A 21098-nucleotide genomic window follows, 5' to 3' on the forward strand; every position below is an offset into this window, starting at 1 on the left:
ATTTTTTAAAGAAAATTTAACTCTTAGAATGAGAGCAAGCATTCTCATTTGTATGAATTAAGCACAATGGTTGACGTCATTATTCGGCAAGAAAAATTAAAATTTCGGCAAGAATTTATTCTTGAAAAAGTAATAAAATTGATTATTAATCAAGGCATTGATGATTTTTCAATGGCAGATGTATGTCGGGAAACTGGATTAGGAGCAGCTCAGATTTATCGTTGTTTTAAAGATAAAAATACCATGCTTGAACATTTGATCATGGAAATTACACATAAAAGAATTCGCAAATTTTTACTTCATCAATGTGATTTTAATCATACAGCAGAACAATTGGCCACAACAAAAATTGATAATTTAAATGATGATGAATTGAAATTAATTACCGAGTTTTTAAGACTTAATCGTAATAGTGAATTGCATCGTCTGGTTGTGATGGCCGATGAATTATTAATGAATTGTGGTCTGGAATTAATACATCAACGCTTTAAAAATACCACACTGAATGAACAACGAGCCATATCTGAAGCAATTGCAACTCTGACCGAAGGTATGTTGATTAGAACATACAAAGGCTTAAATCATCAGGCTGATCCTGAAATGATGCAGCGTATTTATCAGGCATTTTTCAATAGTCTAGACAATTTATTTACATATCATTCCAATGGCGACAATGGGTAACAATACCTTAAATGTCAGTTTATTTTCCTATAACTTCAACTGAGTATAAATGAGATGGTTAAACCCGATTTTAAATGGATTCCTCTGACTTTAATACTTGCCCTGTTGGCTGCTTGTTCTTCACAGGAAAAGCAACCAGCACAACAGGACAAAGTACAGGAAGTAGGAGTGCAGATTATCCAGCCGCAATCTCTTGAAATACAGCAGACATTGGCCGGACGTACAACAGCTTATTTAACGTCTGATGTTCGTCCACAAGTTGGCGGAATCATCAATAAACGCTTGTTTAATGAAGGTGATGATGTCAAGGCAGGTCAGGCTTTGTATCAATTGGATGCCAGTTTATATCAAGCTGCGTTTAATAGTGCAAAAGGTGATCTGGCTAAGGCTGAAGCTGCTTTGGTATCTGCTCAGCCCAAAGCACAGCATTATCGCAACTTATTAAAAATCGAGGCTGTAAGCAAACAGGATGCAGCAGATGCTGAATCTAGTCTAAAAGAATATCAGGCTGCGGTAACATCTGCTCAAGCTGCTTTGGATACTGCCAAAATTAATCTGCAATATACGACAATTCGGGCACCAATTTCTGGTCGTATTGCCACGTCAACCTATACACCTGGAGCTTTGGTTACAGCCGAACAAACTACAGCTTTAACCACTATTCAGCAATTAAATCCAATTTATGTGGATATTACCTTGTCCAGTGCTGAGCTTTTGGCTTTGCGTAAACAAATGGATCAGGGGCAATTGCAGGCCATTAATAAAATTCCTGTCAATATTATTCTGGAGGATGGCTCAACCTATGATCAACAAGGACAATTACAATTTATTGGATCAACTGTAGCGACAGATACTGGCAATGTTAAATTACGTGCATTAGTACCTAATCCAAAATATTTGTTATTGCCAGGGATGTATGTCAAGGCACAATTGCCGATGGCGATTAATCATCAGGCAATTTTAATACCACAAACAGTTGTCACTCGCAACCATAAAGGGGAGCCTGTAGTAAAACTGGTGAACAGTCAAAATCAGGTGGAAGAAAAAATTATTCAGACCTCCGAAACAAAAGGTAATCAATGGGTGGTAACTTCAGGATTAAAAGCTGGTGATCGCCTCATTATTGATGGTGCCAGTACGGTGTCATCGGGTAGTCGAGTAAAAATTACAGCACAAAAAAATACAGTAACAAGTGATGTAACGACCAACAGCGTAACCAAGGGGCAATAATATGGTTGATTTTTTCATTAATCGACCCATTTTGTCCTGGGTTATTGCCATTGTAATTACTCTGGCTGGTGCATTTTCCATTTTTACTTTACCAATTGAGCAATATCCAGATATTGCGCCACCAACAGTTAGAATCAGTGCGACATATACAGGCGCCTCAGCAGAAACCACAGAAAATTCTGTTACACAGGTGATTGAGCAGAACATGACAGGGCTGGATAACCTGTTATATATGCAATCTAGTAGTTCATCTTCCGGGAGTTCATCGGTTACCTTGACCTTTGCTGCAGGAACAGATGCGGATACTGCTCAGGTTCAGGTGCAAAATAAACTGCAACAGGCAGAGTCATCCTTACCCGAATCAGTACAAACCAATGGTTTAACGGTGACAAAATCATCAGGCAGTATCTTTATGGTACTGAGTTTCTATACTGAAGATGGCAGTATGAATGGTACTGACATTGCTGATTATATGGTATCCAGTGTTAAGGATCAGATCAGTCGTGTAGATGGTGTGGGGAATGTTCAGATCATGGGATCAAAATATTCCATGAGAATCTGGCTAGATCCTGAAAAACTTAAAAACTTTAGCTTGATGCCTAGTGATGTTGTGACTGCAATTAAGGCACAAAATAGCGATGCAACAGCAGGTTCAATTGGTGCTTTACCTGCAGCCAAAGGACAGTCATTAACGGCAACAGTAACCGCCCGCAGTCGTTTAAAAACAGTCGATGATTTTAAAAATATTATTTTAAAATCAGATGAAAGTGGTGCAGAAGTTAAATTATCAGATGTTGCCAATGTAGAGCTTGGCAGTGAGGACTACGCTTCTACCAGCCAGTTTAACGGTAAAGATGCTGCGGGTATGGGTATTGAGCTGGCTTCAGGGGCAAATGCTCTGGAAGTTTCAGAAGCTGTGGAAGCAAAATTACAGGAATTACAGCAATTCTTCCCAACAGGTGTCAAATATGATGTGGCTTATAGCACTGCACCATTTGTAAAAATTTCCATTGAAGAAGTGGTCATGACATTACTGGAAGCGATTGCTCTGGTTGTCTTGATTATGTTCATTTTCTTGCAGAAATGGCGGATTACATTAATTCCTACAATTGCTGTGCCTGTTGTATTAATGGGAACATTTGGCGTTCTAGCGGTTTTAGGATATTCGATTAATACCTTATCCATGTTTGCGATGGTACTGGCCATTGGTTTGCTGGTTGATGATGCGATTGTGGTTGTCGAAAATGTCGAACGTTTAATGACAGAAGAAGGTTTAACACCTAAGCAGGCTGCTCATCAATCCATGCAACAAATTACGGGTGCCTTGATTGGGATTGCAATGGTGCTAACGGCTGTATTTATTCCAATGGCATTTTTTACAGGTTCAACAGGGGCAATCTATCGACAATTCTCTGTTACGATTGCATCAGCCATGATTTTATCGGCGATTGTTGCGCTAACAATTACGCCTGCCTTGTGTGGTTCTTTATTAAAAGCGCATACCGATGAACAAAAACCAGCTAAGGGAATATTTCACAGTTTCTTTGTCTGGTTTAATCAGATGTTTGGTAAAAATACCGAACGTTATCATCGTGGTGTCAAATGGGTTTTGGCACATAAAAAAATCATGCTAATGGTATATGGTGCCATGTTGGTTGCAATTGCAGGATTATTTTGGATATTGCCAACATCATTTTTACCTGAAGAAGATCAGGGAATGTTAATGGTGAATTTTAAACTCCCTTCTGGCGCCACACAGGAACAAACTCTCAATGTCATGAATGAGGCAGCAAAATATATTGAAAAACAGCCTGAAGTTGAATCCATGATGAGTGTTGCAGGGTTTAGTACGGGAGGCAGTAGTCAGAATAGTGGGATGGGCTTTATCCGTATGAAGGACTGGTCAGAACGTACAGTCAGTTCCAGTGAAGTCGGTATACGAATCAGTCAGGAAATGGGCAAGCGTTTTAAAGATGCACAAATCTTTGCCATGGCCCCTTCAGGTATTCCGGGGTTGGGATCAGGTTCAGGCTTTACTTTTGAATTATTGGATTTGAATGGAGCAGGACATGAAAGTTTGGTTAGTGCAAAAGACAAATTGCTTAAATTAGCTAGTCAGAATAGTAAATTACAAAACGTTCGTTATGGGAGTCAGGAGGACTCACCAACACTGGCCTTAACAATTGATGATTCCAAAATTGGTGCTTTAAGTTTGAGCCAGAGTGATGTGGATGATGTTTTATCAACGGCACTGGGAAGTAGTTATGTAAATGATTTTATTAATAATGGGCGAGTGAAAAAAGTATATGTGCAGGGTGATGCCAGCGCACGTATGTCACCAGAAGATATTAAACGCTGGTATGTTCGTAATAGTAATGATGAGATGGTTCCCTTTGCTGCCTTTTCTCAAATTGGCTGGAATTATGCGCCATCTTCACTGGCAAGATATAACGGTACAGCTTCATTGGAACTCACAGGTGAACCCGCAGATGGGGTAAGCTCAGGTACAGCAATGCAGGAAATGGCAAATCTGGTCAAACAATTACCTGAAGGTTTTGGCTATTCATGGTCTGGGTTATCTTATCAGGAACAACAATCAGGTAATCTGGCACCGTGGTTATATGCAGTTTCAATTCTGTTTGTATTCTTGTGTCTGGCAGCATTATATGAAAGCTGGTCAATTCCGTTTTCAGTTTTATTGGCCGTGCCTATAGGCATCTTAGGTGCATTGTTGCTGACCAATTTACGTGGTTTATCCAACGACATTTATTTTCAGGTTGGGTTACTTACTACGATGGGCCTATCTGCTAAAAATGCCATTTTAATTGTTGAATTTGCCAGAGAATTAGAAGAAAAAGGTCAGGATTTGATTAGTGCAACATTACAAGCGGCAAAAATGCGTCTTCGTCCAATTTTAATGACTTCATCCGCATTTTTACTTGGTGTATTTCCATTATTAATCAGTTCAGGTGCTGGTTCCGGTGGACGACATTCATTGGGTACAGGGGTTTTTGGCGGGACATTAATTTCAACACTGGTTGGTATTTTCTTTGTTCCATTATTTTATGTTCTGATTCGGAGTATTTTTTCAAAAAAAGATCAACAATCCCAAATGAAGGAATCACAATGATGAAAAACTTTTTATCATACTCCATCTGTAGCCTGATGATTTTGGGATTATCTGCTTGTACGAGCCTGATGCCTGAATATGAACGACCACAGTCCCCAGTTGCTACACATTTCGAAAATTCATCCATTGCCGGTGGTACAGTAGATCAAGTGGCCAGTACATTGGTCTGGCGAGAAATTTTTACAGATCCGCGTTTACAACAGGTGATTGCTCAGGCATTGGCAAATAATCGAGATTTAAGAGTTGTCATGCTGAATATCGAATCTGCCCGTGCCGAATATCGTATTCAAAGTGCAGAGGCTTTACCCAGTATTAGTGCGACGGCATCACAGACCAATTCTAGGTCAGGTACAGCCAGTAATGCAGCAACTACACATAATGCCAGTTTGTCAGTGGGATTTACCAGTTGGGAGCTTGATTTATTCGGGCGTATTCGCAGCTTAAAAGCTGAATCATTGGAAAATTATTTTGCTTTGCAGGAAACACAGCGTAGCACACAGATGAGTTTAATTGCAGAAGTTGCCGCAGATTGGCTGAATGTTATGGCTTATCAGCAAAAATTGCAATTTGCCGAACAAGTATTGGCAAGTCAGGAACAAACTCAGCGATTAACGTATGCAAGATATAAGGAAGGTATTGCTTCTGCATTGGATTATGAAGAAGTTAAAACCAGTGTGAACAGTGCCAAAGCTGATATTGCCAGTTATAGAAAACAGCTACAGCAGGCTAAAAATGCACTGGATCTGATTGTTGGTGCAGAAGTTGTGACACAAAATTTACCAGCATCTACTGATCGTCTGGATGACATCAAGCTTGCATCTATTCCGGGAAATTTATCTTCTACGGTGCTGTTTGATCACCCCGATGTTTTGTATGCTGAACACATGCTTAAGTCTGCCAATGCAGATATTGGTGCTGCCAGAGCAGCTTTCTTCCCAACAATTTCATTAACGGCAACAACAGGACGTAGTAGTACACAACTCGGACAACTATTTGCTTCTGGTGGAACCTCAAGCTGGTCATTTATTCCTTCAATTACTTTGCCAATTTTTCAGGCAGGAGAATTAAAAGCCTCTTTAGATCAAGCAAAAATTCAGAAAAATATTTATATTGCCCAGTATGAAAAAGCCATACAAACCGCTTTTTCTGATGTTGCAGATGCTTTGACCGCACGTGAGCATATAAGCAATCAGGTTGAAGCACAAAAAGACTTGGTACAATCATCATATCGAACTTACTATTTAACGGAAGCTCGTTATAAAGAGGGCATAGATGATTATTTGTCTGTTCTGACAGCACAACGTACCTGGTATAATGCACAGCAGGATTTTATTACTTTGTTATTAGAAGAGGCGACCAATCGCGTGACTTTATATAAAGTCTTGGGTGGCGGTGCCGATAGTTAATATTTTGTTCAAAAGATTTATAGCTAAAAAACCACTCATAGATTGAGTGGTTTTTTAGCTGAGAGGATCAATGGATCAAATTACTTTGAGCTGATAATCATCCTGTGTAATTTTAATCTTAATTTTTTTGTATTTACGTTTTTCTGGATTAAGTGCAGAATTGGTCACTTCTTCAGAAAACTTCGGATTGCTCATCAGATCTGCATAAGCTTTATAGCCGATCAATAATTTCTCTGGTTTATCACCATTTTGTAAGGCATCTTTAATTAATTGATTTAACATTTCAATTTTAACGTGCATGTTCAAAATAACCCAATGATGTTTTGAGAAATTTTTACATTAAACTATGACAGAAATAAGTCAAACCACCTCAATTTGAAATGCTCTTTGTGTTAATTTGATCCTAATATTTCGATATCTGCGTTTATTGGGATTTGCTGATGATCTTAAAACCTGATCCGAAAAAATGGGATCGTGCATTAAAAGATCATAGGTTTGATAACCAATGATAATCTTTGAAGGTTTAATTTTGAATTTTTCACAGATATTAATTTCTGTATCAATTAAATCTGAGTTGATGTGTTGCATGTCACTATAATTTGTAGCATAAGATTGTAATTATCTTATAATAATCTATATGCCTATGTGAAACTAATATGACATTTTTTTGAAATTAATATGAATTTTTGGTAAAAATCGATCATGAAAAATTACCTTGTGCAAAGAAATACATAAATTGGTTATTGCTCTAGAAATTGTTTAAAACGAGAGGGTAAGATGACGTTCTCAGAAATTCCCTTAAACAACGGAGCAATATCTTGTAGATGAAAGCCGGTAGAACCGCAACCGACACCTGTCACAAAATAGGTAAGCTTTGCATGATTTCGGGTATATATTTTAAAATCATCAATGTAATGTTGAATTTGATGTAAAGGCATCGCCTGATCATGTTCATTTTTGGTTGGAATGGCAAAACTTTGTCCTGACCAGCCTCGTCCTACGCCTTGCATTGCACCAAAATTCTCCAGAGCAGTTTTGGCTGCTCCACGATAATGATTGCCAGCCAGATTGCTACCAAAAACAAAAATTTGATCATTGGGTAAAGCTGTAACTTTTTCTTCATTGTGGTAGCGATACATCACAATATTCCTGTCTGGATGGAGTCTTTAGAATTGTAACTCAAAAATTATTCTGAGAATGTGGATTTTATGGTGTCGATAGATAAATATTTTAAACAGATTGAAATTGGGCTTATTTCAGTTGTTGGTTATAATGAACGATCTGTTGACATTTTAGCCGACAATATGATTGATCAATAAAATGTTGGCAAGTCCTAGCCAAAATTTATGAGGAAAACCACATGAAATCAGATGCACAGGCATTTCAACTGGTGACAGATTATCTGCCTGCCGGTGATCAGCCACAAGCCATTGATAAACTGGTTTCAGGGTTAAAACAAGGTAAAAATAACCAATTGTTACTTGGGGTTACGGGATCAGGTAAAACCTATACCATGGCCAATGTGATTGCTCAGATACAACGACCAACAATTATTATGGCGCATAATAAGACGTTGGCTGCACAACTGTATGGCGAATTTAAAGCTTTTTTTCCACATAATGCGGTGGAGTATTTTGTTAGCTATTATGATTATTATCAGCCGGAAGCTTATGTCCCGTCTTCAGATACGTTTATCGAAAAAGATGCAGCAATTAATGAGCATATTGATCAAATGCGTTTATCTGCAACTCGTGCATTATTAGAGCGCCGTGATGCAATTATTGTTGCATCAGTATCGGCAATTTATGGTCTGGGGGATCCAGAAGCCTATATGAAAATGCTCTTGCATGTCGTGGAAGGCGATCGGGTATCTCGAGATGATTTGATTCGCCGTTTGGTCGAAATGCAATATAGCCGTAATGAACTAGAATTTACTCGAGGTACCTATCGTATTCGAGGCGAAATTTTGGACGTGTTTCCTGCGGAATCGGATCAAAATGCCATTCGTATCGAATTATTTGATGAGGAAGTCGATTCTATTCGTTGGTTTGACCCATTAACAGGTAAATTGGTTCGTAAAGTACCGCGTGTGACCATTTATCCCAAAAGTCATTACGTTACTCCAAAAGAAAGTTTGGAAAAAGCAGTTGGAACCATTAAAACTGAATTAAAACAGCAGCTTGAATTTTTTAAAACACACGATAAATTGGTCGAAGCTCAACGTCTTGAACAGCGTACCCGTTACGATCTGGAAATGATTCAACAACTTGGTTATTGTAACGGCATTGAGAATTATTCCAGACATTTATCAGGACGCCAATCTGGCGATGCACCGCCAACTTTATTTGATTATGTCCCAGAAGATGGACTATTGATGATTGATGAATCGCATGTGACCATTCCACAAATAGGTGCAATGTACAAAGGCGATCGTTCCAGAAAAGAAAATCTGGTCAATTATGGATTTCGGTTGCCAAGTGCATTAGATAACCGCCCAATGAAATTTGAGGAATGGGAACGAATCACACCAGATACAATTTATGTTAGTGCCACGCCGGCCAAATATGAACTTGAACACGCCGAGCAAATTGTTGAACAAGTCGTACGTCCAACTGGATTAATTGATCCTGAAATTGAAGTTCGTCCGGTACTGACCCAAGTGGATGATGTATTATCAGAAATTAATTTGCGTAAAGAACATAACGAGCGAGTATTGGTTACTACACTAACCAAACGCATGGCAGAAGATTTAACTTCCTATTTAAAGGAATATGGCGTCAAAGTTGCCTATCTGCATTCTGATATTGACACGGTTGAACGTGTCAAAATTATTCATGAATTACGCAGTGGTGTACATGATGTTTTGGTTGGTATTAACCTGCTTCGAGAAGGTTTGGATATGCCAGAAGTTTCACTGGTTGCAATTCTGGATGCAGATAAAGAAGGCTTTTTACGTTCAGAACGTTCATTAATTCAAACTATTGGACGTGCAGCCCGCAATGTTAAGGGTAAAGCAATTTTGTATGCAGATCGTATGACCGATTCCATGCAAAAAGCCATTGATGAAACAGCACGTCGTCGTACCAAACAAATGCAGTTTAATCAGGAGCATGGCATTACGCCAAGAAGTGCTGTACGCCAAGTAATTAAGGAAATTGATACAGGCGAAGTTTATGATGAAGATACTGAAATTCGTAATCGCCCGGTTGATAAGGTGTTAAGCGATGATGAACGACATCTGATTGCTGATCCAAAACTATTCGCCAAACATATTGGTAAACTTGAGAAAGAAATGCTTAAGGCATCCAAGGATTTACAGTTTGAGCAAGCAGCTCGCTTACGTGATGAAATTATTCGTTTAAAGGCACAGCTTATTCAATAGTATCAAAATTTTTGGTCGTTTTAAGGAGGTGGTTTCATTCCACCTCTTTTTGTTTTGAAAAAATCTATAAAATTTAACGGTGTTTTTGTGCTTTGATTAAATCAATAAATGACTGTGCAACTTTACCAATCGGATGTTCTCGGCTCCATAATAAATCAATGCACAAGCTGATCTTTGGATTAAAATCGGCAATATCAATAATTTTTAAAAGACCTGTATCCAAGTCTTGTTGAATATAGGATTGTGGTAGGAAACCCCATGCCAGACCTGCCTTAATAATATCTTCAGCAAAATATTGATTATCAGTTTGCCAGCTTTGATAAGAGATTTTAAGAAGTGATGAATGGACAGTTTCGCGATTATTAAAAATAATTTGGCGATGTTTGAGTAAGGCATCATAATCCACATGATCAACTGCTAAAGGATGATGGCCTGCCACTACAGCAAGCATATTTTCTTTACCAATTTCGATGAATTGTTCGTGTTCGTTTAGATGGTGACGTTCCAGTAAAATGGCAAAATGAATACGTCCGGATAATACTGCTTCATAGGCTTCTTCCTGTGGTAAAGTCAGAATTTCTAATTCCAGCAATGGATAAATTTCACTGAGTTGTGTAAAGATCGTAATCCATGTCAGGCTTTCAAGCTCTGTGGCAATCGCAATACTCAACATAGGTTCTACTTGGTTTGAAAGTTGTAAAGCATGATTTTGCCATTGCTGCATGGTGGCAAGCGTATGTAAGGTGCTTTGATATAAACTTAACGCTGCTGCTGTAGGTTGTGGTTCACGTTTCGATCGATCAAATAATTTTAAATTTAATTCATCTTCTAGTTGAGAGATTGCCATACTGATTGCTGACGGGGCTTTTTTGAGTTGTCTGGCAGTGGCAGAAAATGAACCCGTATCAATCGAAGTTTTAAATACAGTCAGTAATTCCTGATTTAGATTCATGGTATTGAAAGAATAAAAGAAATAGATTTGAACCTAACATAATAATGAAAAAATTTTAATCATATTAAATAAAAAAATAGCCCAAACATTGTCTGAGCCTTAAAATAAGATAATCTGTCTGGAGATACAGACTATCTAAATCATGCGATTATGATGTTCATCATATTATAATGCTCAAAAAAAAAGCAAGATATTTTTTACATTTTTATGAAAAACATCGCAGAAATCCTAAAATACTGTCTAGAAGTTATTCATTAAAACCATTATATTCAAAGCTTGGCATCATAATTGCTAAAACCAAAAGGAATTTGATTTAAATCAAGGATTTTAATAGATGAAGCAAAAAAAGATTGTGAAAAATGTATTATTCATGAGTTTGGGTGTTTTTATTAGTGTTGGTGCATGGGCTAAACCAACGGTAATGATTGTGGCAACAGGCGGTACGATTGCAGGTGCAGGTGCCAGCGCAACCAATAGCGCAACATATACTGCTGCCAAAGTTCCTGTGGATACTCTCATTAATGCAGTGCCTCAAATTCAGGATCTGGCAAATGTCAAAGGTGTGCAAGCATTACAAATTGCTTCAGAAAGTATTACAGACAAAGAATTATTATCGATTGCCAGACAAGTTAATGAATTAGTGAAACGTTCTGATGTAAATGGTGTTGTCATTACTCATGGCACAGATACGCTTGAAGAAACTGCCTTTTTTCTGAGCTTGGTTGTACATACCGATAAACCAATTGTATTGGTTGGTTCTATGCGTCCACCTTCAGCATTATCAGCAGATGGACCATTGAACCTTTATGGTGCAGTTGCTTTGGCAGCATCGCCTGAAAGTAAAGGCAAGGGTGTGATGATGTTTATGAATGATAGTATTCTTGCGGCTCGTGATACCAGTAAGCGAATTAACATTCATACTAATGCGTTTAGTAGTCAATGGGGTGCCCTAGGTACAGTGGTTGAAGGAAAAACCTATTGGTTCAGACAAGGCGTAAAACGTCAAACTACACAATCAGAGTTTAATATTGAAAATATTAAAGGGGATAGTTTACCACTGGTACAAATTACTTACGGATCGGATTCCATGTTGCCAGTCGCTTATGATGCTTATGCAAAAGCAGGTGTGAAAGCGATTATTAATGCTGGTACAGGCAATGGTTCAGTTCCTAATTATTTGGTAAATACGTTAAAAAATCTTAGACAACAAGGATTGATTATTGTTCGGGCATCTCGTGTTCCGGATGGTTTTGTTTTACGTAATGCGGAACAGCCCGATGATCAATATGACTGGGTTGTTGCTCATGATTTAAATCCGCAAAAAGCTCGAATTTTGACAGCTTTGGCCTTAACTAAAACCAGTGATACTAAAGAAATTCAACGTATGTTCTGGCAATATTAGGATGTGTCAAAGTTTAATTTTTGCCATGAAAAATCAGAAAATTATGGTTTAGATACGGCAGGCAATGAAGTCAATATGTCCTAATTCACTGTAAAAATACATAAAGCCCATTAGATTTTATTATTTAATGGGCTTTATTGTATAAGAAGGATTTTATGATGTTTTTGTACGTTGTTGATCCAGAATTTTTCGTGCTTGTACTTTATCAATATCCTTTTCCCAAACTGCAATCACAACAGTTGCGACACAATTACCAATGAGATTGGTAAGTGCTCGGACAATCCCAATAAACCAATCCACAGAAAGTAATAAAACCAGTCCAATGGTTGGTAGACTTGGAACAACAGACAAAGTTGCCGCAAGAATTACCAGTGCTGAGCCAGGAATACCGTGTGCACCTTTTGATGTAATTAATGATACGAATAAAATAGCCATTAAATGTTGTAGGCTTAAATCAATATTGCAGGCTTGAGCAATAAAAATGACACCAAGTGTTAAGTAAATAGAAAAACCATCCAGATTAAATGAATATCCAGTAGGAATAACCAGACCAACAGTTGAGTTTTTAATACCTAAGTTACGCAGCTTTTGCATAATTTGCGGTAAAACGGAGTCTGATGATGCTGTTCCCAAAACAATAGTGAGTTCTTCTTTAAAATAAGCCACAAATTTAAAAATATTAAAGCCACAAATTTTTAAGATACTGCCTAAAATAATAAAAACAAAAAAGAAACATGTTGCATAAAATAATAGAACCAATGAGCCCAATTGTAATAAGGATGAAATTCCAAATTTTGCTGTAGTAAATGCAACTGAACCAAATACCCCAATTGGTGCAAGTTTAATAATTAATCCCATCATTTTGAATAAAATTTCAGAAATAGATTCAATAAAGCTTTTTGCTGTGTCAGCTACATTTTTCGGAACAAGTAACATTGCCACGCCAAATAAAATCGCAATAACTAAAACCTGTAAGATGTCACCTTTTGTAAAGGCATCAAATACCGTTTTTGGAATCAGGTGCAGCAGAAAATCAGATGCAGAATTGAGCTCATGCGCCCGTTCTGTATAAGTGGTTAGATCTTTACTATCCAGTTTGCTGATGTCAATGTTCATTCCTACACCAGGTTTGAACAAATATGCAGCAGCAATGCCAAGAATTAGTGCAATAGTCGTTACAACTTCAAAATACAAAATGGTTTTTGCACCAACTCGCCCCATTTTTTTAATATCTTCTGCACCATAAATACCCAATACCACCACGCAGAACACAATAGGTGCGATTAGCATTTTGATAAAGGAAATAAATCCATCCCCAAGTGGTTTTAATGCGATGGAAAAATCATGGAAGTACAGGCCACAGATCACGCCTAGTATTAAAGCAAGTACAACTTGAGCAAATAAACTACGTTTTAACCGGTTAAGCATGATCTAATTCCATTGAAATGATTATCGTACTTAGCAATAAATATTCCAATGTGAAAATTCATACAAAACCAAGTGTTTATTTGCCTTAAAAATAAATGTCAAAAACTCAAAAAGATTAAAAACTGCGACTGAGTACTTGTCCATTAAAGTTTAGACAATCTTGCACTCGGATACGTTGTACTTGGGATAATTCTGAGAGATCAAACCATTGCCATTGACTATGTTCTGAACTGAGTTGAATTTGAGTATGATCAGTGAGTTGACATTTAAAAATGAAAGCATGTGATTGCACATGGCGATGAAAATAAACTCCGCTTAAATATTCGATTAACACATCACAGCCCAGTTCTTCTTTACATTCCCGAATTAAAGCTTGATGTATTGTTTCTCCCAGATCCAGTGCGCCACCAGGTAAACCCCATGCACAATCTGTATAAGTGGCTTTAAGTAATAAAACCTGTCGCTGCGCATTACAAATCACAGCATGTGCGCTTAAACGATAAAAATCTGTAAACGTCATGAAATACTACTGTTATCAAGTTGAGAATTTCTAATTCTATAGGCAAATAACATTACAATAAAAGGCGGAACAAAGATCCATGATAATGCATGTTTATAGAAGATTCCTGCAAGGATACAGCCTAAACAAAACCAAATAATTCTGGGAAAACTTAGCCTGATTTTATCCATGATGAAAGATTTATCTTTTTGATTTGCTGGAGAGATATAGTCAGCAAGTTTTAGCATAAGTTTGACAGTTGCTCCAGTCATGACCGTTGTAGGTGCCTGTTGATGCCAATACTCTTCCTGCATGGCATTCTGAATAGCCATCGCTGCAATCAAGAATAAAGCAACTGCAATACTCGCAGGTGTATCAGTAGCAGGAAAGGGTAGAAAAATAAAACTAATGATTGCTGCAACTGCAAATAATAAAATTTGTAGCTGTAATAATGCATTATAGGCTGAACGATGAAACAACTTTAGAATATCATCAAAAAAACGTATTAAAAAAACCACTATACAAAATACTGGCAGTGCAAGAATCTTGGCGATCGTCCCTGATGGCTCATTTGTCACAATACCAGCGGCCAAAGTGACAAAATTACCAGTAATATGTGCAGCAAATACACCATGTAAAGCAAGAAAGCAGGCAGTGTCTACGAAACCTGCATTAAAGCTTAGAACTCTCGTATAATCTAGTTGCACGTTAATCTTCTGCTGACAAAGAAAAATAAAGCCGAATTTTTGTCGGCTTTATTTTTTACTCACTATTTCTGAAAACGCGATAAATCTTCTTCAGGGCGAGCAGTCAATACTTCCAGTCCGGTTTCAGTCACTAAAAGTGTATGCTCATATTGTGCAGATAATTTATGATCCTTAGTTACAACCGTCCACTTATCACCTAATGTTTTGGTTTGCCACACACCCGCATTTACCATTGGTTCAATAGTAAAGGTCATACCTGCTTCAAGTTGCATGCCAGTACCTTTTTCACCGTAATGTAAAATTTGTGGATCATCATGAAATACTGTACCAATGCCATGACCACAATATTCACGAACCACGCTGAAACGTTGGCTTTCTACGTATTTTTGGATGGCATGGCCAATATCCCCCACATAGGAACCTGCGCGCACAGTTTCCATTCCGACATACATAGCTTCTTGTGCAACTTTGCATAAACGATCTGCCAGAATACTGGTTTCACCACCAACCACGTACATCATATTGGTATCCCCATGATAACCATCTTTAATGACAGTCACATCAATATTGAGAATATCCCCATGTTTTAGAATTTTACTTTCTGAAGGAATACCGTGGCATACCACATGATTGACAGAAGTACAAATAGTGTGTTGAAACGCAGGGCGACCATGGCCGCCACCGTAACCCAGACATGCGGGAATGGCTTGCTGGACATTGACAATATGATCATGGCAAATGGTATCCAGTTCCAGCGTACTTACCCCAGGCTTAATATGTGGCTTAATCATTTCCAAAACCTCAGCCGCAAGCTTACCTACAATACGCATTTTTTCAATGGCTTCAGCAGATTTGATTAAACGGCGAGGAGCAACATAACTATTCATAATCTTCTTCAAAAACGTTTGGTAATTTATAAATGACTATGGTATAAATAGCCGCCCGTTTTATCAAATGGTTTTTCGTATGAAAATATGAATAACAAAACACATTTGGTAACTTCGGAGAAAAAATCCGCACATATATCGTCACATTACTCTGGGTGCTTGAAGGTTTATTTAATTACCTAATAAGTGGAGAATGCGGATATATGGAGGCCTAACCCAAACTTTTAAGGTAAAGAAAATGGCAGATTACAACGTAAGCATGCGTGACCTTCTTCAAGCTGGTGCGCACTTCGGTCACCAAACACGTTTCTGGAACCCAAAAATGCGTCAATACATTTTTGGTGCACGCAACAAAATTCATATCATTAACCTTGAGCATACTGTTCCTGCGTTAAATGACTCTTTAAACTTTGCTAACCAATTGGCAAGTAAAAAGAATAAAGTTTTGTTCGTTGGTACAAAACGTGCAGCAGCCAACATTATCCGTGAACAAGCGCAACGTGCTGGTCAACCGTATGTTGATCACCGCTGGTTAGGTGGTATGTTGACAAACTGGAAAACACTTCGCCAGTCTATCAATCGTTTGAAAGATCTTCAAACACAATCTCAAGATGGTACTTTTGCGAAACTAACTAAACGTGAAGCGTTAGAACGTACTCGTGAAATGGAAAAACTTGAGCGCTCTTTGGGCGGTGTGAAAAACATGGGCGGTTTGCCTGATGCAATTTTTGTTATCGATGTTGATCACGAAGCAATTGCAATTAAAGAAGCAAACAACTTGGGTATTCCTGTAATCGGTATCGTAGATACAAACTCTAATCCAGATGGCGTTGATTACGTTATTCCTGGTAATGACGATGCGATCCGTGCTGTAACTTTGTATGCTTCTGCTATGGCAGATGCAATCATTGCTGGTAAAGAGTACGCACAAACTCAAGCAAATGCACAAGCAAAAGCTGAAGAGCCTGCTGTAGAAGCAACTCAAGAGGCTTAATGCGTTTGACGCTTCACTTGTCATCGTTGCGACATGCAGTCGTGGCAAATTAAAGCGTCAAAGTAATGCGGGCGGCCCATAGACTACTTTGGGCCGTTTTTTGTTAGATAGATTTTTTTATTTTAAATACATCCGAATTTAGGAGATCAACATGACTGCAATTACTGCAAGCATGGTAAAAGAATTACGTGACCGTACTGGTCTTGCAATGATGGAATGCAAAAAAGCATTAACAGAAGCAAACGGTGACATTGAACTTGCGATTGATAACCTTCGTAAATCTGGTCAGGCTAAAGCTGCTAAAAAAGCAGGTAACATTGCTGCTGATGGCGCAATCACTATCGTTCAGGAAGCCAATAAAGCGGTTCTGGTTGAAGTGAACTGCCAAACAGACTTCGTTGCAAAAGATGGTAACTTCTCTAATTTCTCTAATGCAGTAGCAAAAGTAATCCTTGCTTCTGGCGAAACTGATGTAGCAAAAATTGCTGAATTAAAACTTGAAGATGGTCAATCTGTTGAAGAAGCACGTATTGCGCTTGTTCAAAAAATTGGTGAAAACATTCAAGTACGTCGTGCGCAAATTGTTGAAGGTGAGAACCTTGCAGTCTACAAACACGGTTTAAAAATCGGTGTTGTTGTATCTTACACAGGTGATGCAGATACAGGTAAAGGTATTGCAATGCACGTAGCAGCATTCAATCCTGTAGCAGTAACAGCAGAACAAGTTCCAGCTGACCTTGTTGCGAAAGAAAAAGAAATTGCAGAAGCAAAAGCGATTGAATCTGGTAAACCAGCAAACATCGTTGAAAAAATGGTAACAGGTTCAGTTGAAAAATACTTGAATGAAGTTGTTCTTGAACGTCAACAATATGTTATCGACAACGATAAAAAAGTTGCTGAAGTATTGAAAGCAACAGGTACAACAGTTGCACAATTCGTTCGCTTCGAAGTTGGTGAAGGGATTGAGAAAAAAGCTGAATTAAGCTTTGCTGAAGAAGTTGCTGCTGCACAAGCTGCTGCAAAATAATCTTCGAATACGGTTGGTTTAAATATCGTAAAAGGCTGGATATTTTAATGTTCGGCCTTTTTATTTTAGTGATAAAATCATTAATTATTTTTAGTTAAAGGACAAATTTATGTCGCAAGCCAAAAAAGCAGCAGTAAAATTGCCTTTTGCTTTACCGAAACAAAGTGATGCAGAACAGGCAGAAGCTATTCATAATCAGGTGCGCCCAAAACCTGAACAATATGCAGATAGAACATGGATGCCGCCACGTGGTACCCGTCGCTCTATGGGTAAACGTTAAACATCAAAATCAGAACGTCATTCACAATATGACGTTTTTAATAGATCCATCTGAAGATAAAAATTAAAATAATGAATAACAATGGCTAATCACTTGATACGGCAACAAAATTACTCAAAGCTGAGCTTGAGTATTATTAAAAACATGCTAATTTGAGCAACAATATGATCAATCTGTTTTTGACCTAATGATAAAGTTTCTAAAATGTATCGTATTAACATTGATTGCTGTGATTTTATTGATACAAATCTGGATTTTTACTAGCCTGTTCTGGTGGCGAACTCATCCTGTAGAAACGACCATGTTTATGCGTACTTATTATTACACCACAACAGAACCGCATTTATATCATGAATGGCGAGATTATAATCAAATCAATGACCATTTTAAACATGCTGTTGTTGCAGCTGAAGATGGCCGTTTTTTACAACATCATGGTTTTGACTGGGATGGTATGCTGAATGCAGCACAGCGTAATACCCAAAAAGGTGAAGTTGTTGCAGGCGGTTCAACCATTTCTCAACAATTGGCAAAAAATTTATTTTTATTTAACCAACGTTCTTACATACGCAAGGCTCAGGAAGCTGTAGCAACCTTTATGATGGAAAGGATGTGGTCAAAACAACGTATTCTTGAAGTTTATATGAATTCGGTAGAATTGGGTGATGGAATTTACGGTGTAGAAGCCGCATCCAGACGTTATTTTGGTAAAAGTGCAAAAAATTTAAGCAAAGATCAGGCAATTAAATTGGCAGCCATGTTGCCAAATCCTAAGTATTATCAAAAGCATCCAGAGGATTCCCGTTATAAATTTCGTCAGCGTTTTATTCAAAAGTATATTCGTTATAGCCATATTCCTGCCAATGAATAAGCATAAAATTAAACAACCGAATACGAAATGTGTATTTCCACGGAAATAGTTACAAAATTGTCATATTATTGACGCATAATAGATAAAGAATTTTAACACCTTGAATTGAGACTTAAGTAATATGAATGCGATCAGCGAATCAGGGAATAACTACACCTTTAACGAACGATATATTAATCGTGAATTATCTATTTTAGATTTTCATTTGCGGGTATTGGAACAGGCGGTCAACCCAGCACATCCATTATTAGAACGATTGGTATTTTTATTAATTTTTTCCAGAAATATGGATGAATTTTTTGAAATTCGTGTAGCAGGGCTCATGGAGCAACTGGCTTTAGGTAATGAAAGCCATACGCCTGATGGTTTAACGCCTAAGGAAGTTTTGGCTAAAATTTCTGTAACGGCTCATGCTGCGATTGAACGTCAGTATCGAATTTTAAATGAAGAAATTTTACCGAATTTACGTAAGGAAGATATCTGTTTTCTTAAACGTAATGAGTTGACACCAGAACAATTGGCATGGCTCAAAAAATATTTCCAAGAGCAGGTTATTCCTGTTTTAACACCGATTAGTCTGGATCCGGCACATCCATTTCCAAGATTAGTCAATAAAAGTCTGAACTTTATTATTACACTGGAAGGTAAGGATGCCTTTGGCCGGAATATTGATTTAGCCGTTGTACCGGCACCACGCTCATTGCCACGAGTTGTTCGCTTACCAGATGAATTGACAGGAGGTAAAGACCATCATGTCATGTTATCTGCGATTATTCATGAGCATGTTTCTGATTTATTTCCGGGAATGACTGCAACAGGATGTTATCAATTCCGTGTAACTCGCAATGCTGATCTTGCTTTAAATGAAGATGTGGAAGATTTGGCAAAGGCACTTAAAGGTGAATTAAGTTCACGCCGCTTTGGTCGTGGTGTGCGTCTTGAAGTGACTGAAAATTGTCCTAAGCACATTTATGATTACTTACTTGATGAGTTTGATCTGGATGAAAATGATCTTTATAAGGTTGATGGTCCGGTCAATTTAGCTCGACTTACTTCAGATTTTAACAAACCACATTTACGTTATGCCGCATTTACTCCAGTAATTCCTCGAGCATTGAGAAAAACTGAAAGTATTTTTGCAGCGATGAAACGACAGGATATTTTGTTACATCATCCATTTGAATCATTTTCACCTGTAATTAGTCTATTACGGGAAGCTGCTCGTGATCCAAAAGTCTTGGCGATTAAACAAACCTTGTATCGAAGTGGCCCAAACTCAGAGATTGTTCAAGTTTTGGCAGAAGCAGCCAGAAATGGTAAAGAAGTCACAGCGGTTATTGAATTGCGGGCACGTTTTGATGAAGAATCAAATATTGCAGTTGCAAATGTACTTCAGGAAGCAGGTGCTGTCGTTGTTTATGGTATTGTTGGCTATAAGACCCATGCCAAAATGATCATGATTGTGCGTCGTGAAAACAATAAGTTAATACGTTATGTTCATTTAGGTACAGGCAATTATCATGCTGGTAATGCTCGTATTTATACCGATTACGGTTTGTTAACCACAGATCGTGATTTGTGTGAAGACGTGCATCGCGTGTTTCAGGAATTAACTGGCATGGGTAAAACGGTAAAACTGAAAAAACTTTTACATGCACCGTTTACCTTACATCAGCAATTGAAGATTTTTATCGATAATGAAATTGCCAATGCCAAAGCTGGAAAAGCAGCCAGAATTATTGTTAAGGTCAATGCATTGACTGAAAAACAATTGATTGATAAATTGTATGAAGCTTCACAGGCTGGTGTACAGATTGATTTGATTATTCGTTCAATTTGCTGCTTACGTCCACAATTGCCAGGACTATCGGATAATATCCGAGTACGTTCTATTGTTGGTCGTTTCCTTGAACATACACGGGTTTATTATTTTGAAAATGGTGGTGAACCACGTATTTACTGTTCAAGTGCAGACTGGATGGATCGTAATTTATTCAATCGTGTTGAAGCTTGCTTCCCAATAGAAGATCCTGTCTTGAAAAAACGTATTTATCAACAAGGATTATTAAATTATCTGGAAGATAACCAGCAGGCATGGGTTTTGCAACCTGATGGTCAGTGGTTACAGGTACAAGCAGCAGAAGGCGAAAAAATACATCTAGCACAACAAGTCTTAATTGAATATTTTAGCTAAAATTTAGTAGTTTCAGCGAGGGGCAGAA

The 21098-nt window shown here is 37.9% G+C and carries 17 protein-coding genes and 1 pseudogene; 11 read left to right on the plus strand and 7 right to left on the minus strand.

Features of this window, described 5'->3' with window-relative positions:
- Nucleotides 1–66 precede the first annotated feature (66 nt).
- The 4 genes from F4V57_RS01055 to F4V57_RS01070 are packed head-to-tail and all read left to right on the plus strand — an operon-like array spanning nt 67 to nt 6447.
- Entirely contained in the window at nt 67–681 is a 615-nt protein-coding gene (locus F4V57_RS01055) for a TetR/AcrR family transcriptional regulator (protein WP_070069967.1), read from the plus strand.
- Nucleotides 682–735: 54 nt separating this feature from the next.
- On the plus strand, nt 736–1911 hold the full coding sequence (locus F4V57_RS01060) for an efflux RND transporter periplasmic adaptor subunit (protein ID WP_070069966.1): 1176 nt from the start codon (nt 736–738) through the stop codon (nt 1909–1911).
- Between the two features lies 1 nt (nt 1912).
- Nucleotides 1913–5041: an efflux RND transporter permease subunit gene (locus F4V57_RS01065; protein WP_070069965.1), complete on the plus strand. Its 3129-nt coding sequence runs from the start codon at nt 1913–1915 to the stop codon at nt 5039–5041.
- Nucleotides 5038–6447, plus strand: a complete 1410-nt coding sequence (locus tag F4V57_RS01070; RefSeq protein ID WP_070069964.1) for an efflux transporter outer membrane subunit — start codon at nt 5038–5040, stop codon at nt 6445–6447. The genes F4V57_RS01065 and F4V57_RS01070 overlap by 4 nt, the downstream gene beginning before the upstream one ends.
- A 75-nt stretch (nt 6448–6522) precedes the next feature.
- On the opposite strand, the gene F4V57_RS01075 is transcribed toward F4V57_RS01070, so the two are convergent.
- Together F4V57_RS01075 and F4V57_RS01085 are read right to left on the minus strand one after the other, a co-directional pair.
- Complete coding sequence (locus tag F4V57_RS01075) at nt 6523–6747, minus strand: hypothetical protein (RefSeq protein ID WP_070069963.1); 225 nt, start codon at nt 6745–6747, stop codon at nt 6523–6525.
- A 443-nt stretch (nt 6748–7190) separates the two neighbouring features.
- A pseudogene (locus F4V57_RS01085) lies at nt 7191–7589 on the minus strand (A1S_2505 family phage non-structural protein); the annotation flags it as partial.
- Nucleotides 7590–7807: 218 nt separating this feature from the next.
- Here F4V57_RS01085 and uvrB point away from each other — a divergent pair.
- Nucleotides 7808–9829 (plus strand): excinuclease ABC subunit UvrB, encoded by a 2022-nt coding sequence (uvrB, locus tag F4V57_RS01090; protein ID WP_070069960.1) that lies wholly within the window; start codon nt 7808–7810, stop codon nt 9827–9829.
- A gap of 73 nt (nt 9830–9902) precedes the next feature.
- Here the strand turns inward: uvrB and F4V57_RS01095 are convergent, their stop codons facing one another.
- Nucleotides 9903–10781: a LysR family transcriptional regulator gene (locus F4V57_RS01095; RefSeq protein ID WP_070069959.1), complete on the minus strand. Its 879-nt coding sequence runs from the start codon at nt 10779–10781 to the stop codon at nt 9903–9905.
- Between the two features lie 334 nt (nt 10782–11115).
- Between F4V57_RS01095 and F4V57_RS01100 the strand changes: the two genes are divergently transcribed.
- The gene (locus tag F4V57_RS01100; protein ID WP_081409209.1) at nt 11116–12183 is read left to right on the plus strand and encodes a type II asparaginase; all 1068 of its coding nucleotides are present in this window, start codon (nt 11116–11118) and stop codon (nt 12181–12183) included.
- A 153-nt stretch (nt 12184–12336) separates the two neighbouring features.
- Here F4V57_RS01100 and dctA read toward each other — a convergent pair whose 3' ends face one another.
- From dctA to map, 4 genes are all read right to left on the minus strand, one after another.
- Nucleotides 12337–13611 carry a C4-dicarboxylate transporter DctA gene (dctA, locus tag F4V57_RS01105; protein WP_070069958.1) on the minus strand — a complete coding sequence of 425 codons (1275 nt, stop codon included), beginning with the start codon at nt 13609–13611 and terminating at the stop codon, nt 12337–12339.
- A 115-nt stretch (nt 13612–13726) separates the two neighbouring features.
- Nucleotides 13727–14131 (minus strand): NUDIX hydrolase, encoded by a 405-nt coding sequence (locus F4V57_RS01110; protein ID WP_070069957.1) that lies wholly within the window; start codon nt 14129–14131, stop codon nt 13727–13729.
- On the minus strand, nt 14128–14817 hold the full coding sequence (locus F4V57_RS01115; protein WP_070069956.1) for a YoaK family protein: 690 nt from the start codon (nt 14815–14817) through the stop codon (nt 14128–14130). Before F4V57_RS01115 ends, F4V57_RS01110 begins: the two co-directional genes overlap by 4 nt.
- Before the next feature lie 62 nt (nt 14818–14879).
- Nucleotides 14880–15704, minus strand: coding sequence for a type I methionyl aminopeptidase (gene map, locus F4V57_RS01120; protein ID WP_070069955.1), 825 nt, complete (start codon nt 15702–15704; stop codon nt 14880–14882).
- A gap of 238 nt (nt 15705–15942) precedes the next feature.
- Here map and rpsB point away from each other — a divergent pair, with 238 nt between their 5' ends.
- The 5 genes from rpsB (at nt 15943) to ppk1 (ending at nt 21070) form a co-directional block, all read left to right on the plus strand.
- Nucleotides 15943–16698: a 30S ribosomal protein S2 gene (rpsB, locus tag F4V57_RS01125; RefSeq protein ID WP_070069954.1), complete on the plus strand. Its 756-nt coding sequence runs from the start codon at nt 15943–15945 to the stop codon at nt 16696–16698.
- A 151-nt stretch (nt 16699–16849) separates the two neighbouring features.
- Entirely contained in the window at nt 16850–17725 is an 876-nt protein-coding gene (gene tsf, locus F4V57_RS01130) for a translation elongation factor Ts (protein WP_070069953.1), read from the plus strand.
- Nucleotides 17726–17834: 109 nt separating this feature from the next.
- Nucleotides 17835–18005, plus strand: coding sequence for a hypothetical protein (locus tag F4V57_RS01135; protein ID WP_141729234.1), 171 nt, complete (start codon nt 17835–17837; stop codon nt 18003–18005).
- Between the two features lie 187 nt (nt 18006–18192).
- Nucleotides 18193–18876: a monofunctional biosynthetic peptidoglycan transglycosylase gene (gene mtgA, locus F4V57_RS01140; protein ID WP_070069952.1), complete on the plus strand. Its 684-nt coding sequence runs from the start codon at nt 18193–18195 to the stop codon at nt 18874–18876.
- A 121-nt stretch (nt 18877–18997) separates the two neighbouring features.
- A complete protein-coding gene (gene ppk1 / locus F4V57_RS01145) occupies nt 18998–21070 on the plus strand; it encodes a polyphosphate kinase 1 (RefSeq protein WP_070069951.1) in 2073 nt (690 codons plus the stop codon).
- Nucleotides 21071–21098 lie beyond the last annotated feature (28 nt).

It is taken from the genome of Acinetobacter qingfengensis, assembly GCF_008693185.1.
Classification (GTDB): Bacteria; Pseudomonadota; Gammaproteobacteria; order Pseudomonadales; family Moraxellaceae; genus Acinetobacter; species Acinetobacter qingfengensis.